The sequence below is a fragment of the Hylemonella gracilis genome (assembly GCF_004328645.1).
Classification (GTDB): domain Bacteria; phylum Pseudomonadota; class Gammaproteobacteria; order Burkholderiales; family Burkholderiaceae_C; genus Hylemonella; species Hylemonella gracilis_B.
The window spans coordinates 3,482,352-3,508,239 of record NZ_CP031395.1 but is presented as its reverse complement, the minus strand read 5'-3'; the positions used below and the strand labels follow the sequence as shown (position 1 = coordinate 3,508,239).

General features: G+C 64.7%; 15 protein-coding genes and 1 pseudogene. 10 read left to right on the top strand and 6 right to left on the bottom strand.

The window, feature by feature from the left end:
* Nucleotides 1–51: 51 nt before the first annotated feature.
* Entirely contained in the window at nt 52–1,416 is a 1,365-nt protein-coding gene (locus tag DW355_RS16280; protein WP_131281665.1) for a hypothetical protein, read from the bottom strand.
* A gap of 1 nt (nt 1,417) precedes the next feature.
* Entirely contained in the window at nt 1,418–3,262 is a 1,845-nt protein-coding gene (locus tag DW355_RS16275; RefSeq protein WP_131281663.1) for a glutamine--tRNA ligase/YqeY domain fusion protein, read from the bottom strand.
* A gap of 291 nt (nt 3,263–3,553) precedes the next feature.
* On the opposite strand from DW355_RS16275, the gene DW355_RS16270 reads away from it, so the two are divergent.
* Both DW355_RS16270 and DW355_RS16265 read left to right on the top strand, forming a co-directional pair.
* The gene (locus DW355_RS16270; RefSeq protein ID WP_131281661.1) at nt 3,554–4,414 is read left to right on the top strand and encodes an undecaprenyl-diphosphate phosphatase; all 861 of its coding nucleotides are present in this window, start codon (nt 3,554–3,556) and stop codon (nt 4,412–4,414) included.
* Nucleotides 4,415–4,538: 124 nt separating this feature from the next.
* Nucleotides 4,539–5,024, top strand: coding sequence for a glutathione peroxidase (locus tag DW355_RS16265; protein ID WP_131281659.1), 486 nt, complete (start codon nt 4,539–4,541; stop codon nt 5,022–5,024).
* Nucleotides 5,025–5,065: 41 nt separating this feature from the next.
* Here the strand turns inward: DW355_RS16265 and DW355_RS16260 are convergent, their stop codons facing one another.
* The gene (locus DW355_RS16260; protein WP_131281657.1) at nt 5,066–6,328 is read right to left on the bottom strand and encodes an HD-GYP domain-containing protein; all 1,263 of its coding nucleotides are present in this window, start codon (nt 6,326–6,328) and stop codon (nt 5,066–5,068) included.
* 237 nt (nt 6,329–6,565) lie between these two features.
* Here DW355_RS16260 and DW355_RS16255 point away from each other — a divergent pair, with 237 nt between their 5' ends.
* Complete coding sequence (locus DW355_RS16255) at nt 6,566–8,386, top strand: ATP-binding response regulator (protein WP_165493215.1); 1,821 nt, start codon at nt 6,566–6,568, stop codon at nt 8,384–8,386.
* A gap of 40 nt (nt 8,387–8,426) precedes the next feature.
* Here DW355_RS16255 and DW355_RS16250 read toward each other — a convergent pair whose 3' ends face one another.
* From DW355_RS16250 to mutS, 3 genes and pseudogenes are all read right to left on the bottom strand, one after another.
* Nucleotides 8,427–9,080: a response regulator gene (locus DW355_RS16250; protein ID WP_131281653.1), complete on the bottom strand. Its 654-nt coding sequence runs from the start codon at nt 9,078–9,080 to the stop codon at nt 8,427–8,429.
* A 3-nt stretch (nt 9,081–9,083) separates the two neighbouring features.
* Nucleotides 9,084–9,923: an alpha/beta fold hydrolase gene (locus tag DW355_RS16245; RefSeq protein WP_131281651.1), complete on the bottom strand. Its 840-nt coding sequence runs from the start codon at nt 9,921–9,923 to the stop codon at nt 9,084–9,086.
* Nucleotides 9,923–12,600: pseudogene (gene mutS / locus DW355_RS16240) on the bottom strand (DNA mismatch repair protein MutS). Before mutS ends, DW355_RS16245 begins: the two are co-directional and overlap by 1 nt.
* A 113-nt stretch (nt 12,601–12,713) precedes the next feature.
* On the opposite strand from mutS, the gene DW355_RS16235 reads away from it, so the two are divergent.
* From DW355_RS16235 to DW355_RS16205, 7 genes are all read left to right on the top strand, one after another.
* Nucleotides 12,714–15,620: a sensor domain-containing protein gene (locus DW355_RS16235; RefSeq protein WP_207388034.1), complete on the top strand. Its 2,907-nt coding sequence runs from the start codon at nt 12,714–12,716 to the stop codon at nt 15,618–15,620.
* 128 nt (nt 15,621–15,748) lie between these two features.
* Nucleotides 15,749–16,495, top strand: a complete 747-nt coding sequence (locus DW355_RS16230; RefSeq protein ID WP_131281649.1) for a response regulator transcription factor — start codon at nt 15,749–15,751, stop codon at nt 16,493–16,495.
* Nucleotides 16,496–16,610: 115 nt separating this feature from the next.
* Nucleotides 16,611–16,982 (top strand): response regulator, encoded by a 372-nt coding sequence (locus tag DW355_RS16225; protein ID WP_131281647.1) that lies wholly within the window; start codon nt 16,611–16,613, stop codon nt 16,980–16,982.
* 17 nt (nt 16,983–16,999) lie between these two features.
* The gene (locus tag DW355_RS16220; protein ID WP_131281645.1) at nt 17,000–19,582 is read left to right on the top strand and encodes an ATP-binding protein; all 2,583 of its coding nucleotides are present in this window, start codon (nt 17,000–17,002) and stop codon (nt 19,580–19,582) included.
* Nucleotides 19,583–20,160: 578 nt separating this feature from the next.
* Entirely contained in the window at nt 20,161–21,117 is a 957-nt protein-coding gene (locus DW355_RS16215; RefSeq protein WP_165493214.1) for a LysR family transcriptional regulator, read from the top strand.
* Between the two features lie 166 nt (nt 21,118–21,283).
* Nucleotides 21,284–24,046: a bifunctional diguanylate cyclase/phosphodiesterase gene (locus tag DW355_RS16210; protein ID WP_131281641.1), complete on the top strand. Its 2,763-nt coding sequence runs from the start codon at nt 21,284–21,286 to the stop codon at nt 24,044–24,046.
* 97 nt (nt 24,047–24,143) lie between these two features.
* On the top strand, nt 24,144–25,850 hold the full coding sequence (locus tag DW355_RS16205) for a methyl-accepting chemotaxis protein (protein WP_131281639.1): 1,707 nt from the start codon (nt 24,144–24,146) through the stop codon (nt 25,848–25,850).
* Nucleotides 25,851–25,888 lie beyond the last annotated feature (38 nt).

Sequence of the window (25,888 nt, the reverse complement as noted above, 5' to 3'; positions counted from 1 at the left end):
CTCACCGACTGATGACTTTTATGACATATCTGTAGTGATGGCGGTTAGTGACTACCTATCAAAGAGGCTCAGCGCTTCTGAAAGTCTTCTTGCAGCAGTTGCCAGCATTTGATCTGGATTTTGGGGCGTTCGTATGCCATTAAATGCCTGTTCGATATTCTCTTTAGTGAGTAGAGAAATCTCCTGTTTGGTTATATCTTCTTTGCGATACGCGATTTGTGCATCAGGTGTCCCGCATACGAGAAAGGCATCAACTCGATGCGGGGAGCCAATTGACTCGAAGTGCTTCCGGAGTGCGTTTCTGCGATCGACTAGCTTTCCAACTTTCGTTTGAAAGTCGGCTGTTCTTAAAGTGCATTCAACCACTGCTAGTCGGCCACTTGGGCTCTGGAGCAGGATGTCGGGTGCTTGGGTCTCGACTTGTATTGCTGGAGCGAATCCAAGAACAAACAACAGCGAAGACACTCCTTGCTCAAACCGAACAGAGTCGGAGGAATCAAAAAGTGCTTGTCGGAGTTGTTTTAGATCTCTGTCAAATAACTGCGTAGCAACGTATCTTGGATTAATTGCTTTGTCTGGATCAATGATCCATTGACGACGAACTGTAATTTCGCCCAATGTGAGCATAGCCAAAACACTGTCCGCATATTCAACTTCTAAAGTGACCGTGCCAATCTGTAACCCGTTGTCATTTGCCTCCCATTTGATCTGATCTCCAACTTGCACTCGAGACTTGATCCCTAACCCAGGAAATGTTTTGATGGCCAAAGAAATCTGGTGGACGTCCAGTTTGGGATGCGCCTCCAGAGTTATCTGAAGTTGGTTTGCACTGAGACTCGATTGATCAAACCGCAGATCAACTGGGGGGAGCACACGGATGTTTAATGCAGCCGCACGTCCAAGAGTGCTAATGTCAGAAAGGTGAAGCCAACCGCAGAGGTCAGGCAAGCCATCGAAAGGGGGAGTTCCCTTGCGAAGAGCTTGCTCTATTTTCTTCAAGCTTAGGGCTGAATAGCTCGGTGGCTGTTGGCCAATAACCTGAAGATGAAGCTCGGAAAACCACGAGTCTGGCTGGAGGAGTTCAGAGTAATAGCTAGGTGCCGTCTCGAAAACTAGTTTTAATTCTCGATCGCCGATACAGATGCTTCCGTTGACCGCCTTCGTTATCTGATCAATTAATTCATTCTTGGATATGGGATGTTTGTGAACTTGACCAGCAACGATAGTCCCAGTATCCACGAAGAAGTCTTTTGACTCGCCCCCATAGGGCAAAGGAAAGATCGCAAAAGACGCGTCGATGACTCGTAGTTCATCATTTGACTTTGCGGCTATGTAGCGTATGTCTAGGCCGGACGAGTCGCATATCCACTCATTTGCGGCGTCGAGGAATAAATTCTTAACCGCAAGAGCGTCCACACTATTTGCTCCAACTATCCTTCAACCCCGTCACCCGATTGAACACAGGCTTACCCGCCCCGTGGTCCTTGCGGTCCGCCACAAAGTAGCCATGCCGCTCGAACTGGAACTTCTCGTCCGGCTTCGCGCTGGCCAGTGAGGGCTCCACGTAGGCCGTGACGGTCTTGAGGCTGTCGGGGTTGAGGCTGGCCAGGAAGTCCTTGCCGCCCGCGTCGGGTTGCGGGTCGGTGAACAGGCGGTCGTAGAGGCGCACTTCGGCGGCGATGCCGTCGTTCACGCCGACCCAGGTGATGACGCCCTTGACCTTGATGGCGTCGGCGCCGGGGGTGCCGCTCTTGGTGTCGGGGATGAGTTCGGCGTGCACTTCGGTGACCTGGCCGTTGGCGTCCTTGACCGCGCCCTTGCACTCGATGACGTGGCCGTATTTCAGGCGCACCTTGTTGCCTGGGAAGAGACGGAAGAAGCCCTTGGGCGGCGTTTCTTCATAGTCCGTGCGCTCGATCCAGAGTTCCCTGCCGAACTTGAATTGGCGCTGGCCGCGCTCGGGGTGGTGCGGGTGCACGGGGGCGGCGCATTGATCCAGTGCACCAGCACCCATGACCGCATCCCAATTCGTGATGACCAGCTTCACCGGGTCCAGCACAGCCATGGCCCGTGCGGCCTTGGGGTCCAGGTCTTCGCGCAGGCAGCCGTCCAGCGTGCCGTAGTCGATCCAGGAATAGTCCTTGGTCACGCCGATGCGCTCGGCGAAGAGCTGGATGCTCTCGGGCGTGTAACCACGGCGGCGCAGGCCGACGATGGTGGGCATGCGCGGGTCGTCCCAGCCGCTCACATGGCCGTCGTTCACCAGCTGCGCCAGCTTGCGCTTGCTGGTGATGACGTAGGTGAGGTTGAGCCGCGCGAACTCGTACTGGCGCGGCTGCGGGCTGTTGATCAGGCCACCCTCGCGCAGGCGGTCCAGCAGCCAGTCGTAGAAGGGGCGCTGGTCTTCGAATTCGAGCGTGCAGAAGCTGTGGGTGATGTTTTCCAGCGCGTCCTCGATGGGGTGCGCGAAGGTGTACATGGGGTAGATGCACCAGGTGTTGCCGGTGTTGTGGTGCTCGGCGTGCTTGATGCGGTAGATGGCCGGGTCGCGCAGGTTGATGTTGGGCGAGTCCATGGCGATCTTGGCGCGCAGCACGGCGGCGCCGTCGGGCAGCTTGCCGTCGCGCATCTCGCGAAAGCGCGCCAGGTTCTCGGCGGGCGTGCGGCTGCGGAAAGGGCTGTCCTTGCCGGGCGTGGTGAAGTCGCCGCGGTTGGCCCGCATCTGCTCGGGCGTCTGCTCGTCCACGTAGGCCTTGCCGGTCTCGATCAGGTGCTCGGCCGCGCGGTACATGAAGTCGAAGTAGTTGCTGGCGTAGTAGCGGTGCTCCACGTTCACACCGTTGTGCGTAGCGTTCCAGTCAAAGCCCAGCCACTGCACGGCGTCGCTGATGCTGTCCACGTACTCCTGGTCTTCTTTCTCCGGGTTGGTGTCGTCGAAGCGCAGGTGGCAGATGCCGCCGTAGTCGCGCGCCAGGCCGAAGTTCAGGCAGATGCTCTTGGCGTGGCCCACGTGCAGGTAACCGTTGGGTTCGGGCGGGAAGCGGGTGCGGATCTTGGCGGGGTCGGGCTGGCCGGCCTGCTGCGTGGCTGCATCCCCGGGGTGGCCGCTCCAGTGGCGGCTGGCGTAGGTGCCAGCGCTCAGGTCGTGCTCGATGATCTGACGCAGGAAATTGCTGGGGGCGTGGCCGGCCGGGCTGGTCTTGGCGGCGTCGGCCTTGGACGGTTCCGGCTTGGGGGCTGCGTTGTTGTGTGGGGCGCTCATGAAGGCTGGGGAGAAACGGCGAGAGTAGACGGCCAAAACCGCGTGGGCCCGCGCGGTGCGGGCAATCCCCAAGATTTTATGACGCGGCCGTCATACAGGGCCGACCCCAGTTTCGGCGCGGTCCGGTGCAATTGTCTCGCGCGGGCAAGGCTGGTATGCTGCGCGGCGCTGCGGACCTCCCCCGCGGCAAACCGTGTCTGTCTCGCCAAGGGGGCGGGCCCGGTCTTTGACGGCGCTTACCCAAGCGCCGTTTTTTCTGGTGAGATCAATTTTTTGGCAGGTTGCGCGCGCGTGGATGCTCTACTCTTGTTGAAGGCCGCCCTGATGGGCATTGTCGAAGGCCTGACCGAATTCCTTCCCATCTCCAGCACGGGGCACTTGATCCTCGCAGGCAGTCTGCTGGGCTTCCATGACGACAAGGCCAAGGTGTTCGACATCGCCATCCAGACCGGGGCGATCTTCGCGGTCATCCTGATCTATTGGCAGAAGATCCGCGCCACCTTGGTTGAGCTGCCCAGCCAGCCCCGCGCGCAGCGCTTCGCGCTCAATGTGCTGATCGCCTTTTTTCCCGCCGTGGTGCTGGGCCTGCTGGCAGGCAAAGCGATCAAGGCGCATCTGTTCACGCCCGAAGTGGTGGCGACCACCTTCATCCTGGGCGGTTTCGTCATCCTCTGGGCCGAGCGGCGCCAGGCGCGCCTCGCTGCGCAGCCGCTGGCACAGGGCGCCCGCGCGCGCCTGGTGCAGGACGTGGACGACATGCGCTGGCAGGACGCGCTCAAGGTCGGCCTGGTGCAGTGCCTGGCCATGGTGCCGGGCACCAGCCGCAGCGGCGCGACCATCATCGGCGGCATGCTGCTGGGCCTGTCGCGCAAGGCAGCGACCGATTTTTCCTTCTACCTGGCCATGCCCACGCTGATCGGCGCGGGCGTCTACAGCCTGTACAAGGAGCGTGCCTTGTTGAGCCTGGCGGATCTGCCGCTGTTTGGCGCGGGCTTGCTGTTTTCCTTCATCAGCGCGTGGCTCTGTGTGCGCTGGTTGTTGCGCTTCATCGCCACGCACAGCTTCGTGGGCTTCGCCTGGTACCGCATCGTCTTCGGCCTGATCGTGCTGGGCACGGCCTGGAGTGGCGTGGTCGATTGGCGCGCGGCGTGAAGGACCCGGCGGCATGCCGGGTGCCACCAACAAGGCCTGGCAATGCCCAGGCCATTTTTAAAGACTAAAATATTGCACGCAATTTGATTGCGTGATGTTTTTTAACGCCGTGCGAGGAAAACCCATGTCCGAACTTCAACAACTGAGCGCCCTGTCCCTGGGCGGCAAGCCCGTGTCCCTTGGGGACTACCAAGGCAAGGTGGTGCTGGTGGTCAACACCGCCAGCCAGTGCGGCTTCACGCCCCAGTACGCGGGCCTGGAAACGCTGTACCAGCAGTACAAGGACCAGGGGCTGGTCATCCTTGGTTTTCCGTGCAACCAGTTCGGCCAGCAGGAGCCGGGCGGCGCCGACGACATCGCCCAGACCTGCCAGATCAACTACGGCGTGAGTTTTCCGATGTTCGCCAAGGTGGATGTCAATGGCGCTCAGGCGCATCCACTGTTCCAGTGGCTGACGACCAAGCTGCCGGGCTGGTTCGGGCGGCGCGTGAAGTGGAACTTCACCAAGTTCCTGATTGGTCGCGATGGCCAGCCCATCAAGCGTTTCGCGCCCGTCACCAAGCCGGCCCGCCTTGAGACGCAAGTGCGTCGCGCCCTCGGCTTGTCCTGAATTTCAGCGCGCGGAAGCGCCGTTGCGGTGGTGCTTGCAGTTCAGGCGGCTTCCAGCCAGAGCTTGTCCAGGTTGGAGAAGTTCCAGTTCGCGGGATTCTCCCGCGACACGATGCGCACCGGGCAATCCAGGGTGGACAGGTTGAAGGTCTGCGGCGGGATGCGCCGGTCGCGTTCCACTGAATAGAAGGTGCGGATGATGGGTTTGGTCAGCGCCCGCTCGGACTGGTCGACCACGATGCCCAGCATCAGCCCGGACAGCGCGCCCGGGCTGCTCGAATTGAGGCGCAGCAGCGAGCCGATGGGGTAGATACCCAGGCTCTTCACGAAGGCCTGGAACACACGTGGATCGAAGTGGCCGCCGGCCCATTCGGCCATCTTGTGCAGGGATTCGGCCGGGTCCCAGCCGGCCTTGTAGGGCCGGTTGGAGGTGATGGCGTCGTACACGTCGCACACGGCGCCCATCTTGGCGTACAGGCTGATCTCCTCGCCCTTCAAGCCACGCGGGTAGCCCGAGCCATCGACCTTCTCGTGGTGGTGCAGCACCACGTCCAGCGCCTCCGGTGGCAGGTTGCGCATCTCACGCAGGATTTCATAGCCCTTGACCGGGTGGTCGCGCATGATGGCGAATTCTTGCTCGGTCAGTTGCCCCGGCTTGTCCAGCACTTCCTTGGGCGTGCTGGCCTTGCCCAGGTCATGCAGCAGGCCGGCCATGCCGGCCGCTTCGGTCTGCTGGTCGTCCAGACCCAACTGGCGCGCCAGGGCAATCATCAGGGCGCACACCGCCACCGAATGCATGTAGGTGTAGTCGTCCGCTTCCTTCAGACGGGCCATGCTGATCAGGGCGCTGGCGTTGCGGTTGATCGAGTGGGAAATCTGCTCCACCAGATGCCGGGCGCTGCCCGTGTCGATCGCATGTCCCATGCGCGCTTCCTGGAACATGGACACCACCGTGTCCTTGGCCTGGGCGCAGATATGGGCCGCGCGCTTCAGTTCGGCGTGCAGGGGTTCGGTCGGTTTCAGCCGAGGCGGCAGCGGGGGCGTGCTGGCGCTGGCGGCCATTTGCTGCGCCACCCGTGCCGCCGTTTCCCTGACCGTGGTCACCGGCACGTTGGCCGGCACGTCCATGCCCTTGTCGGTGTCGATCCACACCTCGCGCACGCTGCTGGCGAGAATGCGTTCCAGGTCCTCGCGGCTGTCCAGGAAGAAGCTGTCGCGCCAGAATGGGTGGTCCATCCAGGACCCGCGCAACTCCTCGATCCACATTCCCAGTTCCAGACGGTCGACGTTGATGCACTTGAGCATGGCTTCCTCGCTGGGCTGCAGCCGGTCAGTGGGCGCGGCGGCGCTTGATCGGGGCGCCTGGCCGAACAGAGATGGCGCAGGGAATCTGGCGCGGGAATCGGTGCCACCGGGCGCGAAGCGGGAGTCGACTGACCATGGAATGTGAGGCAATGCAGCGGTTGTTACACTTGTAACTATGCCTTGCCGCCCCGGTTTTCGGCATCACCCAAAAGAACGATGGTCACTCGAAAGTATGGGATGAGCGACGTGCCCCTGAGCCCAGCCATCAAAGACAGCCGCCTGGATGGGGAAGTGCTCGCGCAGGCGGTGCGTGAGCACTACCGCAATCAGCCGATTGCCCTCTTCGCCAGCGCGGCGGCGGCGGCGTTCACCGCGTTGGTGGTCGCACCAGGTGCGCCACCCCTGCTGTGGGTGGCCTGGCTGCTGCTGATGTACCTGCAGGTCGGCGCGCGTTTGCTCTTGCTGCTGGCCTTCCGGCGTGGCCAGCCGGACACGGAGGCCCTGCCGCGCTGGGGCCGCTGGTCCAGCCTGGGGCAATTGATGTCGGGGCTGGCCTGGGGGCTGGGGGCTCTGGTGCTTAACCCTGGCGGGGTGATGGAGGTGCAGCTGTTCCTGACCGTGCTGATCGCCATGCTGGCGACCACGGCGGGCGGCGCCTTCGCCTCGCTGCGCCCGGCCTTTCTGGCCTACTACCTGCCTTGCATGCTGCCGTTGCCCTTCGCGCTCTTCGCGATCGGCGGCAATATGGGGTACACGGCGGGCGTCACCCTGCTGATCTACACCTATTTCTTCACCGTTTTCTCCCTGCGCGTTAACCGCGACCTGCTGGAATCCATCCGGCTGCGGCTGGCGCAGACCCTGCTGGCCGAGCAACTGGCGCAGCGTACGGCGGTGGCCGAGGCGGCCGTGGCGGACAAATCGCGTTTTCTCGCCGCCGCCAGCCATGACCTGCGCCAGCCCCTGCATGCGCTGGCGCTGTTCGTCGACGCACTCAAATCCAGCACCGACACGCCAGCCCGCGAGGTGCTGGTGCACAACATCGAGCAGTCGTTGGCGGCCATGGACACCCTGTTCCACGCCTTGCTCGACATTTCCAAGTTGGACGCGGGCGTGGTGCGGCCCGTCTGGGCGCCCTTTCCCGTACAGACTCTGCTCGACGACGTGCTGCTGAATTTCAGTGGCCCGGCCCAGGCTCAGGGGCTGCGCCTCGTGGTGCGGCCCAGCGCCGCCTGGGTGCGCGGCGACCGCCTGCTCTGCGGGCAAATGCTGGGCAATCTGGTGTCCAACGCTTTGCGCTACACACGTCAGGGCGGCGTGCTGGTGGCTTGCCGGCGCGAGCGGCGCGGCGGTGGCTGGCGCATCGTGGTGCGGGACACCGGCATCGGCATCGCGGCCGATCAGTTGGACGAGGTGTTCAAGGAGTTCGTTCAGATTGGCAACCCCGAGCGCGACCGCCGCAAGGGCCTGGGCTTGGGCTTGGCCATCGTGCGCCGCATCGCCGACCTCATGGACCTGTCGGTGCACGTGCGCTCGCGGCCGGGCCGGGGTTCGACCTTCGGTTTCTCACTGCCGCGCGCCGAACCCGAGGGCCTGGCGGCGCCCGTGGTCCCGCAGACGCCTGCAACCGATCCGCCACCGACACTCGCCGAAGAGCGGCTGACGGGCTTGCTGGTGGCCGTGCTGGACGATGAGATCCAGGTGCGCGACGGCATGCAGGCCTTGCTGCGGAGCTGGGGGGCGCAGGTGGTGGCCGCGCCGACCTGCGCGGCACTGATCGCCGAACTCAACGCCCAGTCCCGCCCGCCGGAACTGTTGGTGTGCGACTACCGCCTGCAGGGAGGTGCAAGTGGCATCGAGGCGGTTCAAGCCCTGCGCGACGAGTTCAACCGCGCCATTCCTGCCTTGCTGATCACGGGGGACACGGCACCGGATCGCCTGGCGGAAGCCGCCGCCAGTGGCCTGCCGCTGTTGCACAAGCCCGTGCAGCCCCGGGCCATGCGTCGCCTGCTCGCGGCCCTGGCCCGCCAGGACACTCGGGCCGACGCCATGCCGGCTTGAGGGGCCACCGTTAACGTGGCTGGGCCTTGCTGCGGTCGGCTCAGCCCTGGACGATGCCGCGCGCACGCGCCTCGATGATGGCCTGGGTCCGGCTCATCACGCCCAGCGTCTTGAAGATGGCCGAAATGTGCGTCTTGATGGTGTTCTGCGTCAGGTTCAGCTGGCGGGCGATTTCCTTGTTGGCCAGGCCCTGGCACAGGCATTCGAGCACCTGCCGCTGGCGCTGGGTGAGGCCGTGCTCGTCCGCGCCGCTGCCGCCCGATTCGGGCAGGGCCCCAAGGATCGCACCCATCATGGACGGCGGCGCGTAGAAGCCCCCTTCCAGCACCTGGCGCAGGGCGTGAACCATCTCCGGTGGGCGCATGGTCTTGGGCACGAACCCTTGGGCGCCGGCCGCCAGCGCCGCGCGGGCGTCGGATTGCTGTTCCGAGCCCGAGACCACGGCGATCGGCGTGTCTGGCAGCAGCCGGCGCAGCGGCCCGATGGCCGCCAGCCCGCCCATGCGCGGCAACTGAAGGTCGACCAGGATGAGACGCACGGTGCCCTGGGCGTTCTTCGCCATGATCAGGGCGGATTCGACATCGTCCAAGCCCACGATGTCGGCTTCGGGCAGCAGGTTCTGCAGCAGAGGGCGCAGCCCTTCGCGAAACAGCGGATGGTCGTCGATGACGAGGATGCGTTGGGGCGACTGCATGCTTCAGCGGACCTGCTTGAGCGCGCGCACGCGCAGCAGATTGCGCAGCGATGCCTCGATGGCCGCCGCCGTGGTGACGGGTTGCTCCATCGGAAAGAGATGGGAGCCGTCCAGCATCATGATGCGGCCCTTGCTCACCTTCTCGGTCATGGCCATGCCAACCTGGCGCATCTCCACCGAATGCCGCCCGCCGATGAAGGCCACGGGGCATTTGAGCGGGTGGCGCTTGAGCAGGCTGTCCAGGTGGTGGGGCAGGGTGTTGTAGATCGCGGTTTCCACCTCGCGGCTGAAGCTCAGGACACGTTTGCCGTCCTCCGTGTGCATGCCGTGCTCGACGTAGTCGCGCAGCACCTCGGGCTGCCAGTGCGTGAAGGCCTTCTTGTGACGGAAGTGTTCGTAGGCGGCATCGGCATCGGGCCAGTTGTCGCGCCGCTTGCGGCTGACGGCGCCCGGCGAGATGGCCCCGATCAGCTGGGTGTGCTTGACCACGCCCACGCTGGCCGCGCGCCAGCCCCCCAGGATGGGCGAGTCGATCAGCAGCACGCCCAGGGCCAGTTCCGGGTGGCGTGCTGCCGCCATCAGGCTGAGGAAGCCGCCCAGCGAATGGCCGACCAGGAAGGCGGGCTCGCCATTCTTTTCCTGCTCGTCGCTGGCGAAGTCCGCCAACTGCTGCACCAGGTGCGGCCAATTGCTCGTGACCGGGTAGCGCGGATCGTGGCCGTACTTCTCAACCGCGCTGACGCGAAAGCCGCGGCGCCGCAGATCCTCCAGCAGCAGGCGGTAGGTGCCGGCCGGAAAGCCGTTGCCGTGCGAGAAGATGATGGGCGGGAGTGTCTGTTGCATCAGTGGGCCAATTTCTTCAGCGCGTAGAGCGCGTCCAGCGCGTCGCGCGGGCTCAGGGTGTCGGGGTCGATCTCGGCCAGTCGCGCCTCGATGGCACTGGGCACGGCGAGTTGCGGTTCGGGTGGCGGCGCAAACAGGTCCACCTGGGCGCGTGATTGGCTGGCGGATTGTTCCAAGGCTTCTAGCGCGTGTTGCGCGTGGCGCAGCACGGCGGCGGGCATGCCGGCGAGCCTGGCCACCTGAATGCCATAGCTGCGGCTGGCGGGCCCGCTCTGGATTTCATGCAGGAAGACGATGCCGTGGCCGCCCTTGCCCGAGGGCCCGGTGGTCTCGGCCGCGCTGACGTGCACGTTCACGGCGGCGTGGTGCTGACTTGGGAACTCCGTCAACTCGAAATAATGCGTGGCGAAAAGCGTGAAGGCTTGGGTCTTGTCGTGCAACTGGCTGGCGATGGCACCGGCCAGGGCTAGCCCGTCGAAGGTGCTGGTGCCACGGCCGATCTCGTCCATCAGCACCAGGGAATGGGGCGTGGCGGCGTGCAGGATCTGCGCGGCCTCGGTCATCTCCAGCATGAAGGTCGATTGCGCGTTGGCCAGGTCGTCCGCCGCGCCGATGCGCGTATGGATGGCGTCGATCGGTCCCAGCCGGCAACTGGCCGCGGGCACGTAGCTGCCCATGGAGGCAAGCAGCACGATCAACGCGACCTGTCGCATATAGGTCGATTTACCACCCATGTTCGGCCCGGTGATGATCTGCATGCGCTGCCGCGCGCCGAGCTGGGTATCGTTGGCGATGAAATTGCCCCCGCTGTTCTCGGCCATCCGCGCCTCCACCACCGGATGTCGCCCCGCCTCGATGGCGATGCAGGGCTCGGCGACGAAGACCGGCGCGTTCCAGCCCAGGGTGAGCGAGCGCTCGGCCAGCGCGCACAGCGCGTCCAGCGCGGCGAGGGCCCTTGCGTGACGCGTGAGCGCGGGCAGGAAGTCGTCCAACTGCTCCAGCAACTGCTCGTACAGCCATTTCTCGCGCGCCAGGGCGCGTTCCTGCGCGGACAGGGCTTTGTCCTCGAAGGTCTTGAGCTCGGGGGTGATGAAGCGCTCGGCGTTCTTCAGCGTCTGACGGCGACGGTAGTCCTCGGGCACCTTGTCCAGGTTGCTGCTGGTGATCTCGATATAGAAGCCGTGCACCTTGTTGTACTGCACGCGCAGGTTGGCGATGCCGGTGCGTGCGCGCTCGCGCGCCTCCATGTCGAGCAGGAAGCCGTCGCTGTGGGTCTGGATGGCACGCAGCTCGTCCAGCTCGGCATCCAGGCCGTTGTTGATCACGCCGCCATCGCGCACCAGGGCTGCCGGCTCCGGCAGCAGGGCGCGCGCCAGCAGCTGGGCGCATTCGGGGGCGGTTGCAAGTCCCGTGCGAGCGCGGCCAGCAGGCCTCGGTCGGCCTGGGGCTCGCGCAGGCTGTCGGCCAGCAGGGGCACGAGGCCAGCGGTCTTCACCAGGGTCTGTGCCAGGCCCGTGAGTTCACGGGGGCGCGCCTGGCGCAGCGCGATGCGCGCCACGATGCGTTCCACGTCGCTGCTGCCCTTGATCTGCTCCCGCAGCTTCTGCCAGGGGCCGCCGTGCGTGGTCTCGCCGCGCGCGCCCGCGCGCAGCAGGGTGATGGCCGCGATGCGCGCGCTCGCCTGCGAGCGCTCACGTTGCGGCTCCAGCAGCCAGCGCCGAAGCAGGCGGCTGCCCATGCCGGTCATGCAGGTGTCGAGCAGGGAGAACAGCGTGGGTGCGTCCTCGCCGCGCAGGGTCTGCACCAACTCCAGGTTGCGGCGCGTGGTCAGCGGCAGGTCGATCTGCTCGTCCTGGCGCTGCACGCGCAGGCCGTGCACATGGCTGAGCGCGCGGCCCTGGGTGTGCTCGGCGTAGGCCAGCAGGGCGGCGGCGGCGGCATGGGCGTGCACGCAATCCTGTGCACTCCAGGCCTGCAGGCTGGCGGCCTGCAGCAGGGCCTGCAGCCGCTCGCGGCCGAGCGCGGCGTCGAATTGCCATTCGGGGCGGATCGACAGGGGCGCGGCCAGGCCCCCCTGCTGGAGCGCCTGCAGACGCTGCTCGAAGGCTGGCGACACCCCGGCGCTGTAGATCACCTCGCCGGGCGCGATGCGCAGCAGCCACTCGGCCAGTGCATCGGCATCGCATTCGGCCAGCTGGACTTCGCCCTGGGTGACGCTCAGCCAGGCCAGACCGACGCTGTTGCGCGGACCCTGGTGCAGCGCCATCAGAAGGGACTCGCTCTTTTCACTGAGCAGCGCGCTGTCGGTCAGCGTGCCGGGGGTGACCACGCGCACCACCTTGCGCTCGACCGGGCCCTTGGCGGTCGCCACGTCGCCCACCTGCTCGCAGATGGCCACGGACTCGCCCAGCTTGATCAGGCGCGCCAGATAGGTCTCCACCGAATGAAAGGGCACGCCAGCCATGATCACCGGCCGGCCGGCGGATTGGCCGCGCTGGGTCAGGGTGATGTCCAGCAGACGGGTGGCTTTCTCGGCGTCCTCGAAGAACAGCTCGTAGAAATCTCCCATGCGGTAGAACAGCAGCGTGCCCGGGTACCCGGCCTTCAGGCTGAGGTACTGCTGCATCATGGGGGTGTGGGCAGAAAGGGCGGACGCTTCGGGGGAGGCTGCGGGCATACGGGCGCGAGTCTATCAACAGGGCCATCGATTACCATTTAGTCACATAATGAAACAAAAAGCCGGGAACCCATCCCCTACAAGGCTTGGTGACCACAGCATTCAGGGATTTCATGACAGCTTTCAACGACGGCAAGGGACGCGACCCGGGCGGTGGTCCGTGTGATGAGGGAGGTGCGACGACGGACAGTCTGTTCCAGGCTGTTTTTGATGGCAGCCCGGGCGCGATCGCCTTGATCCGACACGAGGATGGCTGTGTGGTCCGGGTCAACCATGAATGGCTGGAGCTCACCGGTTATGCCTCGGAGGACGTGCTGGGCCGTAACCTGGCTGACAGCGGCTGCTGGAGCGATGCCGTCGACTGCGACGACTGTCTGACCGAGATCGGTGCGCGGGGTCGTATGCGCGGGCGCGAGGCCCGGGTCTGGTTCAAGGACCGCAGTCGTGGACAACGGCTGGTGCGTCTCAACGGGTCCCTGCTGGATGCCCGTTCGGTGCCGGATGGGCGCTACATCCTGCTGTACATGGAAGACATCACCGCCACCCGCATGGCCGAGGAGGCCTTGCGCGCCGGTGAAGTGGCGCAGGACCTGGCCAATGATCGCCTGGCCGCCCAGCTGGACCTGTATGCGCTGACCGAGGAACTGGCCCGGGTGGGGCATTGGAGCAGCGACGGCAACACGGTCTATTTCTCGCCTGGCCTGCAGAAGATGGCCGGCACGCAGACCCCCGCCGTGCTCACGGTCGATGAGGCCCGGCGCCGCATCCACCCTGAAGATTTCCAGATCTACATGGCTGCCCGTCAGGCCATGGACGGACGTGTCTTCCAGTACCGGATCATGGGGCTCGATGGCAGCACGAACTGGCGTCGCAGCCGCATCCACCGCCATCGCAACAGCGATGGCAGTTACCAGGATTTCGGCGTCATCCTCGACGTCACGGCCGAGACCGAGGCCGCGCTCATTTTGCGCCAGCAACTCGCCTTCATCGAGAAGATCACCAGCCACGTGCCGCTGATGCTCTTCCTGTACGAACGCCGCGTGGACGGCACCGAAGTCTTTCCCTTTCTCAGTCCTGGGGTGCGGCAGTTGTTTGGCGTCGGTGCCGAGGAGGCCCGCAACGACGCCACGCTGCTGTTTGACCGCCTGCATCCGGAGGACCGGGCTGGCGTGCAGCAGAGCATGGACGCGGCCCATTTCGACGGCGGCATCTGGTCACACGAGTTCCGCATCATCGGCGAGGATGGATGGGAGCGCTGGATGCTGGGCCACGCCATCAACCGCATGGAGGGCGACCATCTCGTCGCCTACGGTTCCATGTCCGACATCACCGACCGCAAGCTGGCCGAGCAACGCCTGCAGGACAGCGAGGCACGCTTTCGCAGCCTGACCGATCTGTCTTCCGACTGGTATTGGGAGACGGACGAGCAGCTGCGCTTCATCCATTTCGTCGGCTACCAGCAGAACAAGATCCAGCGTAGCGAGGCGGAAATCCTGGGCAAGACACGGTGGGAGATTGGCGCCCTCAACATGAGCGAGGAGGATTGGGCCGCGCACCGGCAGGTGCTGGAGGCACGCCAGCCCTTTCGCGACCTCGAGCTGCTGCGCATGGGGGCTCACCGCCAGCAGTACTGGGTGTCCATCAGCGGTGCGCCGATCTTCGACGCGCGTCAGCGCTTCCGCGGCTACCGCGGCATCGGCCGCGACATCAGCGACCGCAAGCGCGCCGAGGGTGAAACCCAGCGACTGGCCTTCTACGACACGCTGACCGGTCTGCCCAATCGCCGCCTGTTGCTGGACCGCCTGGCCCAGGCGCAGGCCGCCTGCACGCGCAGCAAACGCCATGGGGCGCTCTTCTTCCTGGACCTGGACAACTTCAAGGACCTCAACGACACATTGGGCCACGATGTGGGCGATCTGTTGCTCAAGCAGGTGGCGCAGCGACTGTTGAGCTGCCTGCGTGAGAGCGACACCGCGGCGCGCCTGGGCGGCGACGAGTTCGTTGTCATGCTGCTGGAGTTGCCCGATGACGAAAACGAAGCCGCCGCGCACGCCGAGCGCGTGGGCGAAAAGATCCTCAAGCGCCTGAACGCACCCTATGACCTTGCCGGACGGGAGCACAGCAGCTCGCCCAGCGTCGGCTTGACGGTGTTCGGCGGCGGCACGCTGGGTGTGGACGAGGTGCTCAAGCGCGCTGACCTGGCCATGTACCAGGCCAAGGCGGCGGGCCGCAACACCTTGCGCTTCTTCGATCCGCAGATGCAGGCCGCGGTGTTGGCGCGCGCCGCGCTGGATGCAGACATGCGCCAGGCCGTGCAGAACGAGGAATTGCTGCTGTACTACCAGCCCGTGGTCGATGCGGCCGGTGGCGTACAGGGCTATGAAGCGCTGTTGCGCTGGAATCACCCGCAGCGCGGCCTGCTGGCGCCCGGCAGCTTCATCGGCCTGGCCGAGCAGAGTGGCCTGATTCTGTCCATCGGCCAGTGGGTGCTGCGCGCGGCTTGCCGCCAGCTGGTGGTCTGGAGCCGAGGTCCGGGTACCCAGGGGCTGAGCGTGGCCGTCAACGTCAGCGCGCGGCAGTTCCGCCAGCGCGATTTCGTGGACGAGGTGCTGGCCGTGATCGAGGAAACCGGCGTCAATCCGCAGCGCCTGCGCCTGGAGCTGACGGAAAGCCTGCTGATTTCCGAGGTGGAGGACGCCATCCGCAAGATGGCCGAGCTGCGCGCGCGTGGCGTGCGATTCTCGCTCGATGATTTCGGCACGGGCTATTCGTCGCTGAACTACCTCAAGCGTCTGCCGTTGGATTCGCTCAAGATCGACCGCAGTTTCGTGAGCGACGTGCTCACCGATCCGAACGACGCCGTCATTGTGCGCACCATTTTGGCGCTTGCGCACAGCATGGGTCTGCAGACTGTGGCCGAAGGGGTTGAAACCGAGGGCCAGCGCGATTTTCTGCGGGACAATGGCTGCACCCTCTTCCAGGGCTATCTGTTTGGCCGGCCAGGGCTGCCGGGTCCCTGACGCGCCTTGCTTGCGGCCCGCGGCCTGGTGGGGTAGCCGTGAGCGGTGGTCGGCGCGGACACGGGCCTCGCGCGGGCGTGCGCCGGTCCTTGCGCGAGGCCTGGTTCTATCCTGCGAAAGAGCATGCTGTGAATGCAGTGAACGTGCCGCACATTCTGGTGGTTGACGACGAACCCGCCATCACGGAGATGGTCGGGCAGTACTTGTCCGAGCACGATTTCCGCGTGAGCGTCGCGCGCAATGGCACGGAGATGCACCAGGTGCTGCAGCAGGCGTCCGTCCAACTGGTTCTGATGGACCTGCGTCTCAGGGGCGAGAACGGCCTCACCCTGGCGCGTGATCTGCGTGAGCGGCTGGCCTTGCCCGTCATCATCCTCACCGGTCAGGCGGAAGAAGCCGATCGTGTAATGGGTCTGGAGCTCGCCGCCGACGACTACGTGGTCAAGCCCTTCAGTCTGCGGGAGCTGCTGGCGCGCATCCGCGCGGTGCTGCGACGCTACCCTCCGTGCGCGTCCGAGGCTGCCTCGGCCAGCGCCGACGCCGGGCCGGCGGTGCGTGCTTACCGATTCGATGGCTGGGAGCTGAACCTGGGGCTGCGTCGCCTGCGCGCGCCCGATGCCCGCGAGATCGAGCTCAGTCTGGGCGAATTCAGCCTCTTGCAGGCCTTGTGCCGGGCGCCCGGCCGGGTGCTCAGCCGTGACCAGTTGCTCGACATGACGCGTCGCGACGCGGACGCCGTCTACGACCGGGCGATCGATGTGCAGATTCTGCGCCTGCGGCGCAAGATCGAACTCGATCCTTCCACGCCACGCTACATCCGCACCGAACGCGGCGCAGGATATGTCTTCGACACGGCAGTCGAAGCCCTGACGTGAGGGGGGCTCATGTTTCAGTTGCAACACGGGCCAGCCACTTGAAACCGCGCTGAAATCAGCCGGGGCGCCGCTCGCGTTTCAATGTGACGCAGGCACGCTGTGGTCCGAGGGAGCAATGGCCGAAATGCTGGATTGGGTGATAGTCGTCGAGATCGACCCCTTGGTTCGATCTCTGCTTGTGGAATGGTTGGAAGAAATCGGTCCCCGGGTGCTGGCCTTCGAGGGGCCGCAGGCGCTGCCGGTCATCGGAGCCTGCCTGGTGGTGGTTGACCTGGTCAATGTGCGGCAGCAGGGCGCTGATATCATCCGTCGCGTGCGAACGCTGTACCCCGGGGTTCCCCTGCTCGGTCTTTCCACCCAGGCGCGAGAAGGCATGGCCGTTGGCAGTGAAGCGGCCCGCAACCTCGGCGTGGACATGCTGTTGCCCAAGCCCTGCGAGCGGCTGTTGCTGCAGCGGGCGGTACGGGCCTTGATGGCGGGAAACTAGGATTCACCCAGGCCGCCATGCAGCAACGCACTTCCCTGATGCGATATGCGGTCATCTTCGCGGGCGTGGCGTTCACCCTGGTTTTCGCGGGCTCCTCGGCCTATGACGCCTGGTACCAGCGTGACCAGATCTATCAGGCCTCGGAGCGCGAGCTGGGCAATTTCTCCAGGGTGCTGGCCACCGAAACCGCGCGCAGCGTGCAGACAGTCAACGTGCTCTTGCGCGACACGGCCTGGTGGTACCAGCAACAGGGGCACCGGCTGTCGGGCGAGGAAATCACCCGCACGCTGGCCACGTTCTCCGAGCTCGCTCCCCAGGTGGCCCTGCTGGCTCTGAGTGACGCTCGTGGCGTACAGCGCTACCGTTCCCTGCCTCTGGGCACGCCCCCCATTGACGTCAACGACCGCCCTTATTTCAAGGTGCACCGCGACAACGACGACGTCGGGCTCTACATCAACGCACCGATCTTCTCGCGCGCCATCGGTCACAAGGGACTGGTGATGTCGCGCCGCTTGAACGACGCGCGCGGGCGTTTCGCGGGCGTCGCGTCGGCCACCGTGCGGCTGGACCACCTGAGCACGACCTACGACGGCATCAACTTCGGCAGCCAGACCCAGATGCACGTGACCTTGCTCGATGGCACGCCCGTCATCGGCCTGCCCCAGCAGAACGATGGCATCAGCGCTTCGTCCTCGCCTGTCGTGCCCGCCGGATTGGACGGGCTCGTGCCGCCTGATGGCCCGGGTTCGCATTTGCGGCGCGTCATCGACGGGCGGCCCAAGGTCGTGGCCGCCGCGCGCGTGCCGGGCCAGCCCATGGTCATCTATCTGGTGCGCGACGAGGCGGAGATTCTGCGGGGCTGGCGCACGGAGACTGGGCACATGTTCGTGCGCACGCTGATCCTGGCCCTGTGCGTGCTCCTGTCGGTCTGCCTGGCCATGCGCCAATTGCGCAAGTTGGACCAGCACGAGCGGGCCCTGTCCCTGAGCGAGCAGCGTTATGCGTTGGCCATGGACGCGGCCAATGAAGGTCATGCCGAATGGGACGTGCTGAACGACACCGTGTACCTGTCGCCGCGTTGGCGCGAGATGCACTTCCTGACCGACAGCGCCGATGTCACCTTCGAACAGTTCCGCGCGATGTCGCGTGTCCATCCCGATGACCGGGACCTGCTGATCACGGCCATGGAAAGGCACTTGCGGGGGGACATGCGCTTCTTCGAGGTGGAATACCGGGTCAAGGACGGACAGGGCGATTGGCACTGGATCCACGCACGGGGTCGCGTGCACAGCGATGCCACCGATGAACCCCTGCGGTTCTACTGGACGACGACGGACATCAGCCATCGCAAGGCGGCCGAGGCGGAGAAGCTCCAGCTCGAGGCCAAGCTCCTGCGCGCCCGCCATCTGGAGTCGTTGGGCACGATGGCCGGCGGCATCGCCCATGACTTCAACAACATCCTGGGCGCGATCCTTGGCTACGGCGAGATGGCCCAGCGCGCCGCCGAGCCTGAAGGTCCGATGGCCCGGTACCTGGACCGCGTCATGCAAGCCGGCTTGCGGGCCAAAGCCCTGGTGCGGCGCATCATCGACTTCAGTCGCAGTGGTTACGGCGAAAAATCGCCAGTCGCCGTGCAGCCGGTGGTGGAGGAAGCACTGGCCTTGCTGGCGCCGACGCTGCCTGCGGGCGTGGTGCTGATGCCCTGTCTGTCCGCGCCCCGGGCGGCTATCCTGGGCGAGGTGTCCCAGGTGCACCAGGTCGTCATGAACCTGTGCACCAACGCCATCGCGGCCATTGAGGGGGCGGGCACCGTGACCGTGTCGCTCTCGCACGAACACGTCGCGCAGGACACACATTGCTGTCATGGCGTACTCAAAAGCGGCAACTACGTACGCCTGCAGGTGCAGGATACCGGACGTGGCATGGATGCCCGTACCCTGGACCGTGCCTTCGACCCCTTCTTCACCACCCGTCCCGTGGGCGAGGGTGCGGGGCTGGGCCTGTCCGTGGTGCACGGCATCGTGACAGACCTGGGGGGCATGACCGACGTCGTGACCAAGCTGGGCCAGGGCTCCACCTTCACCATCTGGTTGCCTTCGCCCGGGGAGATCCAGGCGATCCGGGCCGAGCAAGCCGCGCCGTCACCGACCGGACAGGGCGAAACCATCATGGTGGTGGACGACGAGCCTGCCCTGGTCGAACTGCTGGAGGAGTCGCTCGCCGCCCTGGGGTATGAGCCTGTTGGTTACGTCTCCAGCGCCAAGGCCTTGCAAGCCTTCCGTGCCGACCCCCAGCGTTTTGACCTGTTGCTGACGGACCAGCAATTGCCCGAGCTCAGCGGAACCGAATTTGTTACGCGCCTGAAGGCGTTGCGTCCTCGACTGCCGGCCATTCTGATGACCGGCCATGGTGGTGAGGGCCTGGAGCCACGCATTCGTTCGGCCGGCGTCGACGCGGTGCTGCACAAACCCGTACTTGCGCAGGACATGGCGGCCTGCATCGCTCGGGTACTGAAGTCCGCGCGCGATGCGCATGCGGGCGACGGGCAAGCGCAGGCTCACGGTTCCGGCCTGGCCCCGGGCCCTCACGCAGACGGTTGAACCCGCGCGACGCGCCATATTGGTTCGACGGTCAGATCCCCCAAGGGGCATGAGCCTGACAGGGCACTGACACCGCTTGGCGTTTCATTCTTCCAGTTTCCTTACAAGCATTCGACGATGCGTCCTGAAGGGGCGAGTCTGTTACGTGTTTGTTGCACTTCTGCCCGTGGATGGAATGCGCGCGTTTGTTGCGGTTGAAATTCGTAACACCGGGTCTGAAATCGTCAGTCAACACTGCTCTCCCACAGTCCCGTGGTCACCAGCCATGAGGGCGGGCCGTCATGTCCGGACGGGTCGCGACTGATCGGCAAAGCAGGAGTGTCGCGATGGAGCTCTCTTACTCCTATTCCAAATTGGAATTGAAAGCATTCGAACTTTTCACTTCTCATCCCCAGCGGGCAAATCTAGACTCGGCGCGCTCCTGCTTCAAAGTAGGCAAGGGGCGTCACGGCGCGTCACATGCTCTGTGCATGCGCCCGCCGATCCGAGTCCGATGCATTGGCAGATTTCAGACGGTTGCGGCCGGGACGCCGCGGTCCGTGAAGGTTGAGAAACCCATTTGCACATCGGTACCGGCAATGAATTCCATCGGCTTTCCAAGGCGGCCCAACTTTGAATTCCGCCACCTGCGTGTTTTTGCGGAAGTGGTACGGCACGGAGGATTCACACGCGCGGCCGAAGTCATCCACGCGACGCAATCGACGGTCAGCAAGGCCATCAGCCAGCTCGAGAACGAGGTGGGCAAGCCCCTGCTGCGGCGTCATCGCCGCGGCATCGAGCTGACCCGTGTCGGGGAGATCGTCTACCGTCGCGCCCAGGTGATGCTGGCCCAGCGCGAGCTGCTGGCCGACGAACTGCATGCCCTGGCGGGCAATCCACATGTCACGCTCAAGCTGGGTTTTTCGCGCATGGAGACCAGCACCTTTTTTGGCCGCGCGCTGGCAGAGTTCCGACGTCGCCATCCCGACGTGGAGATATCCATCACCGTCGAGGCGGAAAGCCAGATCGTGCGGCGCCTGCTCAAGGGCGATCTGGATCTGGCCGGACTGGTGTCGCCACGCGACCCGGGTCTCGAAGTGCTGGAGTTGCAGCGCGAGCCGGTCTTCGTGCTGCTGTCGCGCGAGAATCCCTTGGCCTTGCGTGCGCGCCTTGGCCTCGGCCTCGGCCTCGGCATCGGCGACCTGAGAGATCAGCAGCTTGTGCTGTTCGAGGAGAAATGTCAGCTGAATGAAATGGTGGTCGGCGCCCTGGCCCAGGCGGGCATCCTGGCGCCGGTGGCGATCAAGACTTCGCAGGTTGGCCTGATCCACGAACTGGTGGCCGAGAACATCGGCATCGGTTTCCTGCCTCGGGCCCTGGCGCTCAACCGCTTGCATCCGATGGTGGTCGCCTTGCCCCTGGAGGGTTTCGAACCCCAGTGGACCTATACCGTGGCCTGGGCCCGGGCGGCACGCCTTTCGCCGACCGCTCGCGCCTGGGTCGCCGTGGCTCGGGCGGTGCACGTCTTTCCGGAATTGGTGGGGGACCTCAAATGAAAGTCCTGCACTCGCATTCCAGCCCGGCATGTTCTGCATGCCAATTCTTCATTTCCCCTGTGGGAGATGCAAACCTAGACTCGGCGCAACAACCCCATGACAGACAGGGAGGGGGGGGACGATACGCCGCCGCGCGCGGCGGGTGCGTCCGTCCGTTCAGCGACCGATGCACTGGCAACTTGACTACGGGGGGCGTGCCCGCATGAACTACGTGCAAGAGCGCATGCCCCGTTCCAACGCGGGCAGAAACAGAAGCCGCATCGAATGGTTCGTGGCCGGGCTGTTGGCCGTGCTCAGTTTCACGCTCTGCGTCTATTCGGTGGTCAGCGAGCGCAATCTGGTGCGTTCCGTCGCGTCCGAACGCTTGGTGGGGCAGGCCCATGCCATTGAGGGCGGATTGCTGCGCCGTCTTCAGAGCGCCCGCGTGACGCTGTTCCAGATCCGGGAAGCCTGGGAATCGGGTGACCGCGCGGGCAGCGCGGCACTGCTCGACGCCTTCCGTTCCCTGGTGTCCGGCGTGCGCCGCGCAGCGATCATCGACCGCGACGGCCGCATTCTGCAAAGCGGGGGTCGCCGCTCCGGACCGTGGATCGTCGACGCGGACTACCTGCGCGGCCTCGGCGACATGAAGGATGCCGAGATGGTGTACACGCTCGCCTTGCCGGACCCGACGGGCGACGGAGCCACGCTGCGCCTGACCCTGCCGGTCATCAACGGCCGGGGCGAAATCCGGCACTTCATCATGGCTGAACTGGGCGCCGACTACTTCAACATGCTGCAGCGCATGGCCTTGGAGACCGACGACGCCTGGAGTTCCCTGAGCATGGCCGATGGGTCCTTGCTGGCCCTGTTCGCCAGCGACGCCCAGGCCGCGCGCGCGGCGCGGCTCTGGCGGCTGGATGCGCCCGGGTCCGAGTTGCGCGCGGGCCCCGTGCCCGGGGTGCGCATCCTCGATGGCGCCAGCGGGCCGCGTCGCCTGCTGGTGCAGCGGACCGTGGGTTCCAGCGAGTTGACGCTCGACCGTCCCCTGGTTCTCACCTTGAGCCGCGAACTGGACCCTCTCGACGCGGCGTGGCGCCGCCTGGCCGTGGTCTATGCCGTGGGCATGGCGGTGCTGGTCGTGGTGGCCGGAGGCATGTTGCGCCTGTCCCAGATCCGGCGCGCGCGCTGGGAGGACCTGGTGCATGCGCAGGACCGCGAACGCGTCGAACATGCACAGCGCATGGAGTTGGCGCTCGAGGGGTCCTTCCTGGGTCTATGGGAGCTCTCCATTCCGGACGACCGCATGCTGGTCGATGGACGCTCGGCCGCCATTCAGGGCTACCGGCGTGGAGAACTCGAGGCGCGCGCGAATGATTGGCGGGCTGACCTCCATCCCGATGACGCGCCCTCTTTCCATCAGCAGCTCGCCCTGCACCTGGAAGGCAAGGTGTCCAAGTTCGAGGCCGAGTACCGCCTGCGCCGCAAGGACGGCGGATGGGTCTGGGTGCAGTGCCTGGGCCGCGTGATCCAGCGCGATGCCAAGGGGAAACCTGCGTACCTGCTGGGCACGCGCATGGACATCAGCGCGCGCAAGCAGCACGAAACGGAAATCGAGCGCCTGGCTTTCTACGACAGCCTCACGGGCCTGCCCAACCGGCGCCTGCTGCACGAGCGGCTCGATCGCAGCCTCGTGGCCAGCGAGGAGCGTGGTCAGGTTGGTGCGATCGTTTTCCTCGACTTGGACAACTTCAAGAGCCTCAACGACACCCTGGGACACGACCTGGGTGACCAACTGCTGGTCTGCGTCTCGGCGCGCCTGCGTCAGATCGTGCGTGCCCAGGACATGGTGGCACGGTTGGGGGGCGACGAATTCGTGGTGCTGATGGAGTCCCTGGGCAGCAATCTGGGCGAAGCCCGACGCAACGCCGAGACCTTGGGGCGCAATCTGCTGCAGCGATTGTCCAATCCCTACCACTTGGCGGATCGCCAGATCTACAGCACGCCCAGCCTGGGCATCACCCTGTTCACGGGCGGTGCCAGCAAGCTGGACGACTTGCTCAAGCAGGCCGACATGGCCATGTACGAGGCCAAGGCCTCGGGACGCAACACCCTGAGCTTCTTCGAGCCCGAGATGCAGGCGCAGACCAGCGCGAACGCGCAACTGCAGTCCGATCTGCACCAAGCGCTGGAGCGTTGTGAGCTCTTGCTGCATTACCAGCCCATCCTGGATCGGGAGCGCCGCATCATCGGCGTCGAATCCCTGGTGCGTTGGGACCATCCTGACATGGGCATGGTGTCGCCCGCCCGCTTCATTCCCGTGGCCGAGCAGTGCGGTCTGATCCTGCCGCTGGGCGACTGGGTGCTGGAGCAGACTTGCCGCCAACTTGTGGCTTGGTCGGCCCATCCGTCAACCGCGGGTCTCTTTGCCGCGGTGAACATCAGTGCGCGCCAGCTGAGTCAGCCCGACTTCGTGATCAAAGTCATCGAAACCGTGCATCGCACAGGCGCCTCACCGAGTCGACTCAAGCTGGAACTGACCGAAAGCATGTTCCTGCTTGACGTCGAAGGCGTGATCGAGAAGATGGCGGCGCTCAAGAGTTATGGCATCGGCTTCTCGCTTGATGATTTCGGCACCGGCTATTCATCGCTGTGCTACCTGCAGCGCCTGCCCCTGGACCGCCTGAAGATCGACAAGTCCTTCGTGAGCGACCTGCCGGACAATGCAAACAGTGCGACCATCGGTTCCGCCATCATCGGCCTGGCCCACAATCTGGGCCTTCAGGTGATCGCCGAAGGAGTCGAAAACCAGGGGCAACTGCAGTTCCTGCTTGACGGTCAGTGCGATGCCTTCCAGGGGTATCTTTTTTCCCGGCCCCTGCCCTTGGATGAGTTGGAGCGGTGGATCGCCTGCGGTTCGGATGAGGTGGCGCTCGACGCGCTTGCATAGAGATTGAGGCGCATTGACAAGCGCCCTGGCGTGCGTTGCAATCGCTCGTTGTTGCCCTCCCGATCACGATAGGAGGCCAATTTCAGGGAGGATGATCATGAATAACATCAGGATCTCGACGCGGCTGCTGATTCTGCTGGGTGTGCTCTCCGCGCTGCTGGCGCTGACGGGGGGCGTCGGACTGTACGGTCTGAATCGAACCAGTGACGGGCTCAAGACGGTTTACGAAGATCGCACCGTACCGGCTTCCCAGTTGGCGCGCATCGATGCCTTGATGCAACGCAACCGTACGCTCGCGCTCATGACCTTGTTGTCTCAGGATTCGGAGAGCGTTCGCGTCAATTCATCGGCCATCGAATCCAACATCGCGACAATCACGAAGAACTGGCAGCAATACATGGCGAGTATGCTGACCGAGGAAGAGGCTCAAGTTGCCAAACGTTTCGCCGAAGTGCGTGGGCGTTACGTCGGCGAGGGCTTGCGACCTTCCATCGCCGCGATGCGCGCGGGTGACTTTCCGCAACTGGAGTCCCTGTTGAAGGACAAGGTCTTGCCGCTGTACGAGCAGGCCAATCTGCTGTCCCAGCAATTGATCGATATCCAATTGGACGTGGCGAAGCAAGAGTATGAATCGGCAATCGCGCGCTACCAGACCATTTTCACGACCGCCATTGCCGTCATCGTTCTGGGCATCGGGTTCGCCTGGTTGTTTGGCATCATGCTGATTCGCAGCATCGCGCGCGCCTTGAATCAGGCCGTTACCTTGTCAGAGGCCGTGGCCCAGGGAGACCTGACTCGGGAGGTTCATGCTCAGGGGCAGAATGAAGTCGCCCGGGTTCTGCGGTCACTGGACGTCATGCAGCGCAATCTGGCGAATATCGTGCTGCGTGTCCGAGACGGCAGCGAAAAGGTCTCGCTGGCCAGCGCTGAAATTGCCGAGGGAAACCAGAATCTGAGCGCGCGCACCGAGAGCCAAGCCAGTTCCCTGGAGGAAACTGCGGCATCGATGGAAGAGCTGTCCTCCACCGTCACGCAGAACGCCGACAACTCCCGCCAGGCCAATCAGCTTGCGCAGAGTGCGTCGTCCGTCGCGGTGCAGGGGGGTGAGGTGGTGTCGCAGGTGGTGGAAACCATGAAGGGCATCAGCGAAGCGAGCAAAAAGATCGCCGACATCATCAGCGTGATCGACGGCATCGCCTTCCAGACGAATATCCTGGCGCTGAACGCGGCGGTCGAAGCCGCGCGCGCGGGCGAGCAGGGCCGGGGCTTCGCGGTGGTGGCCAGCGAGGTGCGCTCCCTGGCGGGCCGCAGTGCCGATGCGGCCAAGGAAATCAAGGCCTTGATCTCCGACAGCGTGAACCGGGTCGAAACCGGGGCCGCCTTGGTGGACCGGGCGGGCAGCACCATGCAGGAGGTGGTCACCAGCATCCGCCGGGTGACGGACCTCATGGGCGACATCAGCGCTGCCAGCACGGAGCAGAGCCAGGGAATGGCCCAGATCGGGGAGGCGGTGCAGCAGATGGACCATGTGACGCAGCAGAACGCGGCCCTGGTCGAGGAAATGGCTGCGGCGGCCAGCAGCCTCAAGAGTCAGGCCCGGGAATTGGTGGAATCGGCGGCAATCTTCAAGACAGATGGACAGGTCCTGGAACAGCAGGGTCCCGATGGGGCAATGGCGCAGCCGCCCTTCGGCAACACAGTCTCAGCCATGGCGCACGAATCTCATGCGCGTGGCTACACATCGCAACGTCCTGGTCTGCACCACCGGGCGCCGACGAAGGCATTGACGGCGCCAATCCACTGAGGTTCTGACCGTCTGTGTCGTCGCAACGGCGGCGTCTG

What these genes read in the sequence shown, in the direction of transcription:
- DW355_RS16275 (WP_131281663.1), bottom strand. Translation starts at nt 3,262, where the DNA reads ATGAGCGCCCCACACAACAACGCAGCCCCCAAGCCGGAACCGTCCAAG.
- DW355_RS16265 (WP_131281659.1), top strand. Translation starts at nt 4,539, where the DNA reads ATGTCCGAACTTCAACAACTGAGCGCCCTGTCCCTGGGCGGCAAGCCC.
- DW355_RS16260 (WP_131281657.1), bottom strand. Translation starts at nt 6,328, where the DNA reads ATGCTCAAGTGCATCAACGTCGACCGTCTGGAACTGGGAATGTGGATC.
- DW355_RS16255 (WP_165493215.1), top strand. Translation starts at nt 6,566, where the DNA reads ATGAGCGACGTGCCCCTGAGCCCAGCCATCAAAGACAGCCGCCTGGAT.
- DW355_RS16250 (WP_131281653.1), bottom strand. Translation starts at nt 9,080, where the DNA reads ATGCAGTCGCCCCAACGCATCCTCGTCATCGACGACCATCCGCTGTTT.
- DW355_RS16245 (WP_131281651.1), bottom strand. Translation starts at nt 9,923, where the DNA reads ATGCAACAGACACTCCCGCCCATCATCTTCTCGCACGGCAACGGCTTT.
- DW355_RS16235 (WP_207388034.1), top strand. Translation starts at nt 12,714, where the DNA reads ATGACAGCTTTCAACGACGGCAAGGGACGCGACCCGGGCGGTGGTCCG.
- DW355_RS16225 (WP_131281647.1), top strand. Translation starts at nt 16,611, where the DNA reads ATGGCCGAAATGCTGGATTGGGTGATAGTCGTCGAGATCGACCCCTTG.
- DW355_RS16220 (WP_131281645.1), top strand. Translation starts at nt 17,000, where the DNA reads ATGCAGCAACGCACTTCCCTGATGCGATATGCGGTCATCTTCGCGGGC.
- DW355_RS16215 (WP_165493214.1), top strand. Translation starts at nt 20,161, where the DNA reads ATGAATTCCATCGGCTTTCCAAGGCGGCCCAACTTTGAATTCCGCCAC.
- DW355_RS16210 (WP_131281641.1), top strand. Translation starts at nt 21,284, where the DNA reads ATGCACTGGCAACTTGACTACGGGGGGCGTGCCCGCATGAACTACGTG.
- DW355_RS16205 (WP_131281639.1), top strand. Translation starts at nt 24,144, where the DNA reads ATGAATAACATCAGGATCTCGACGCGGCTGCTGATTCTGCTGGGTGTG.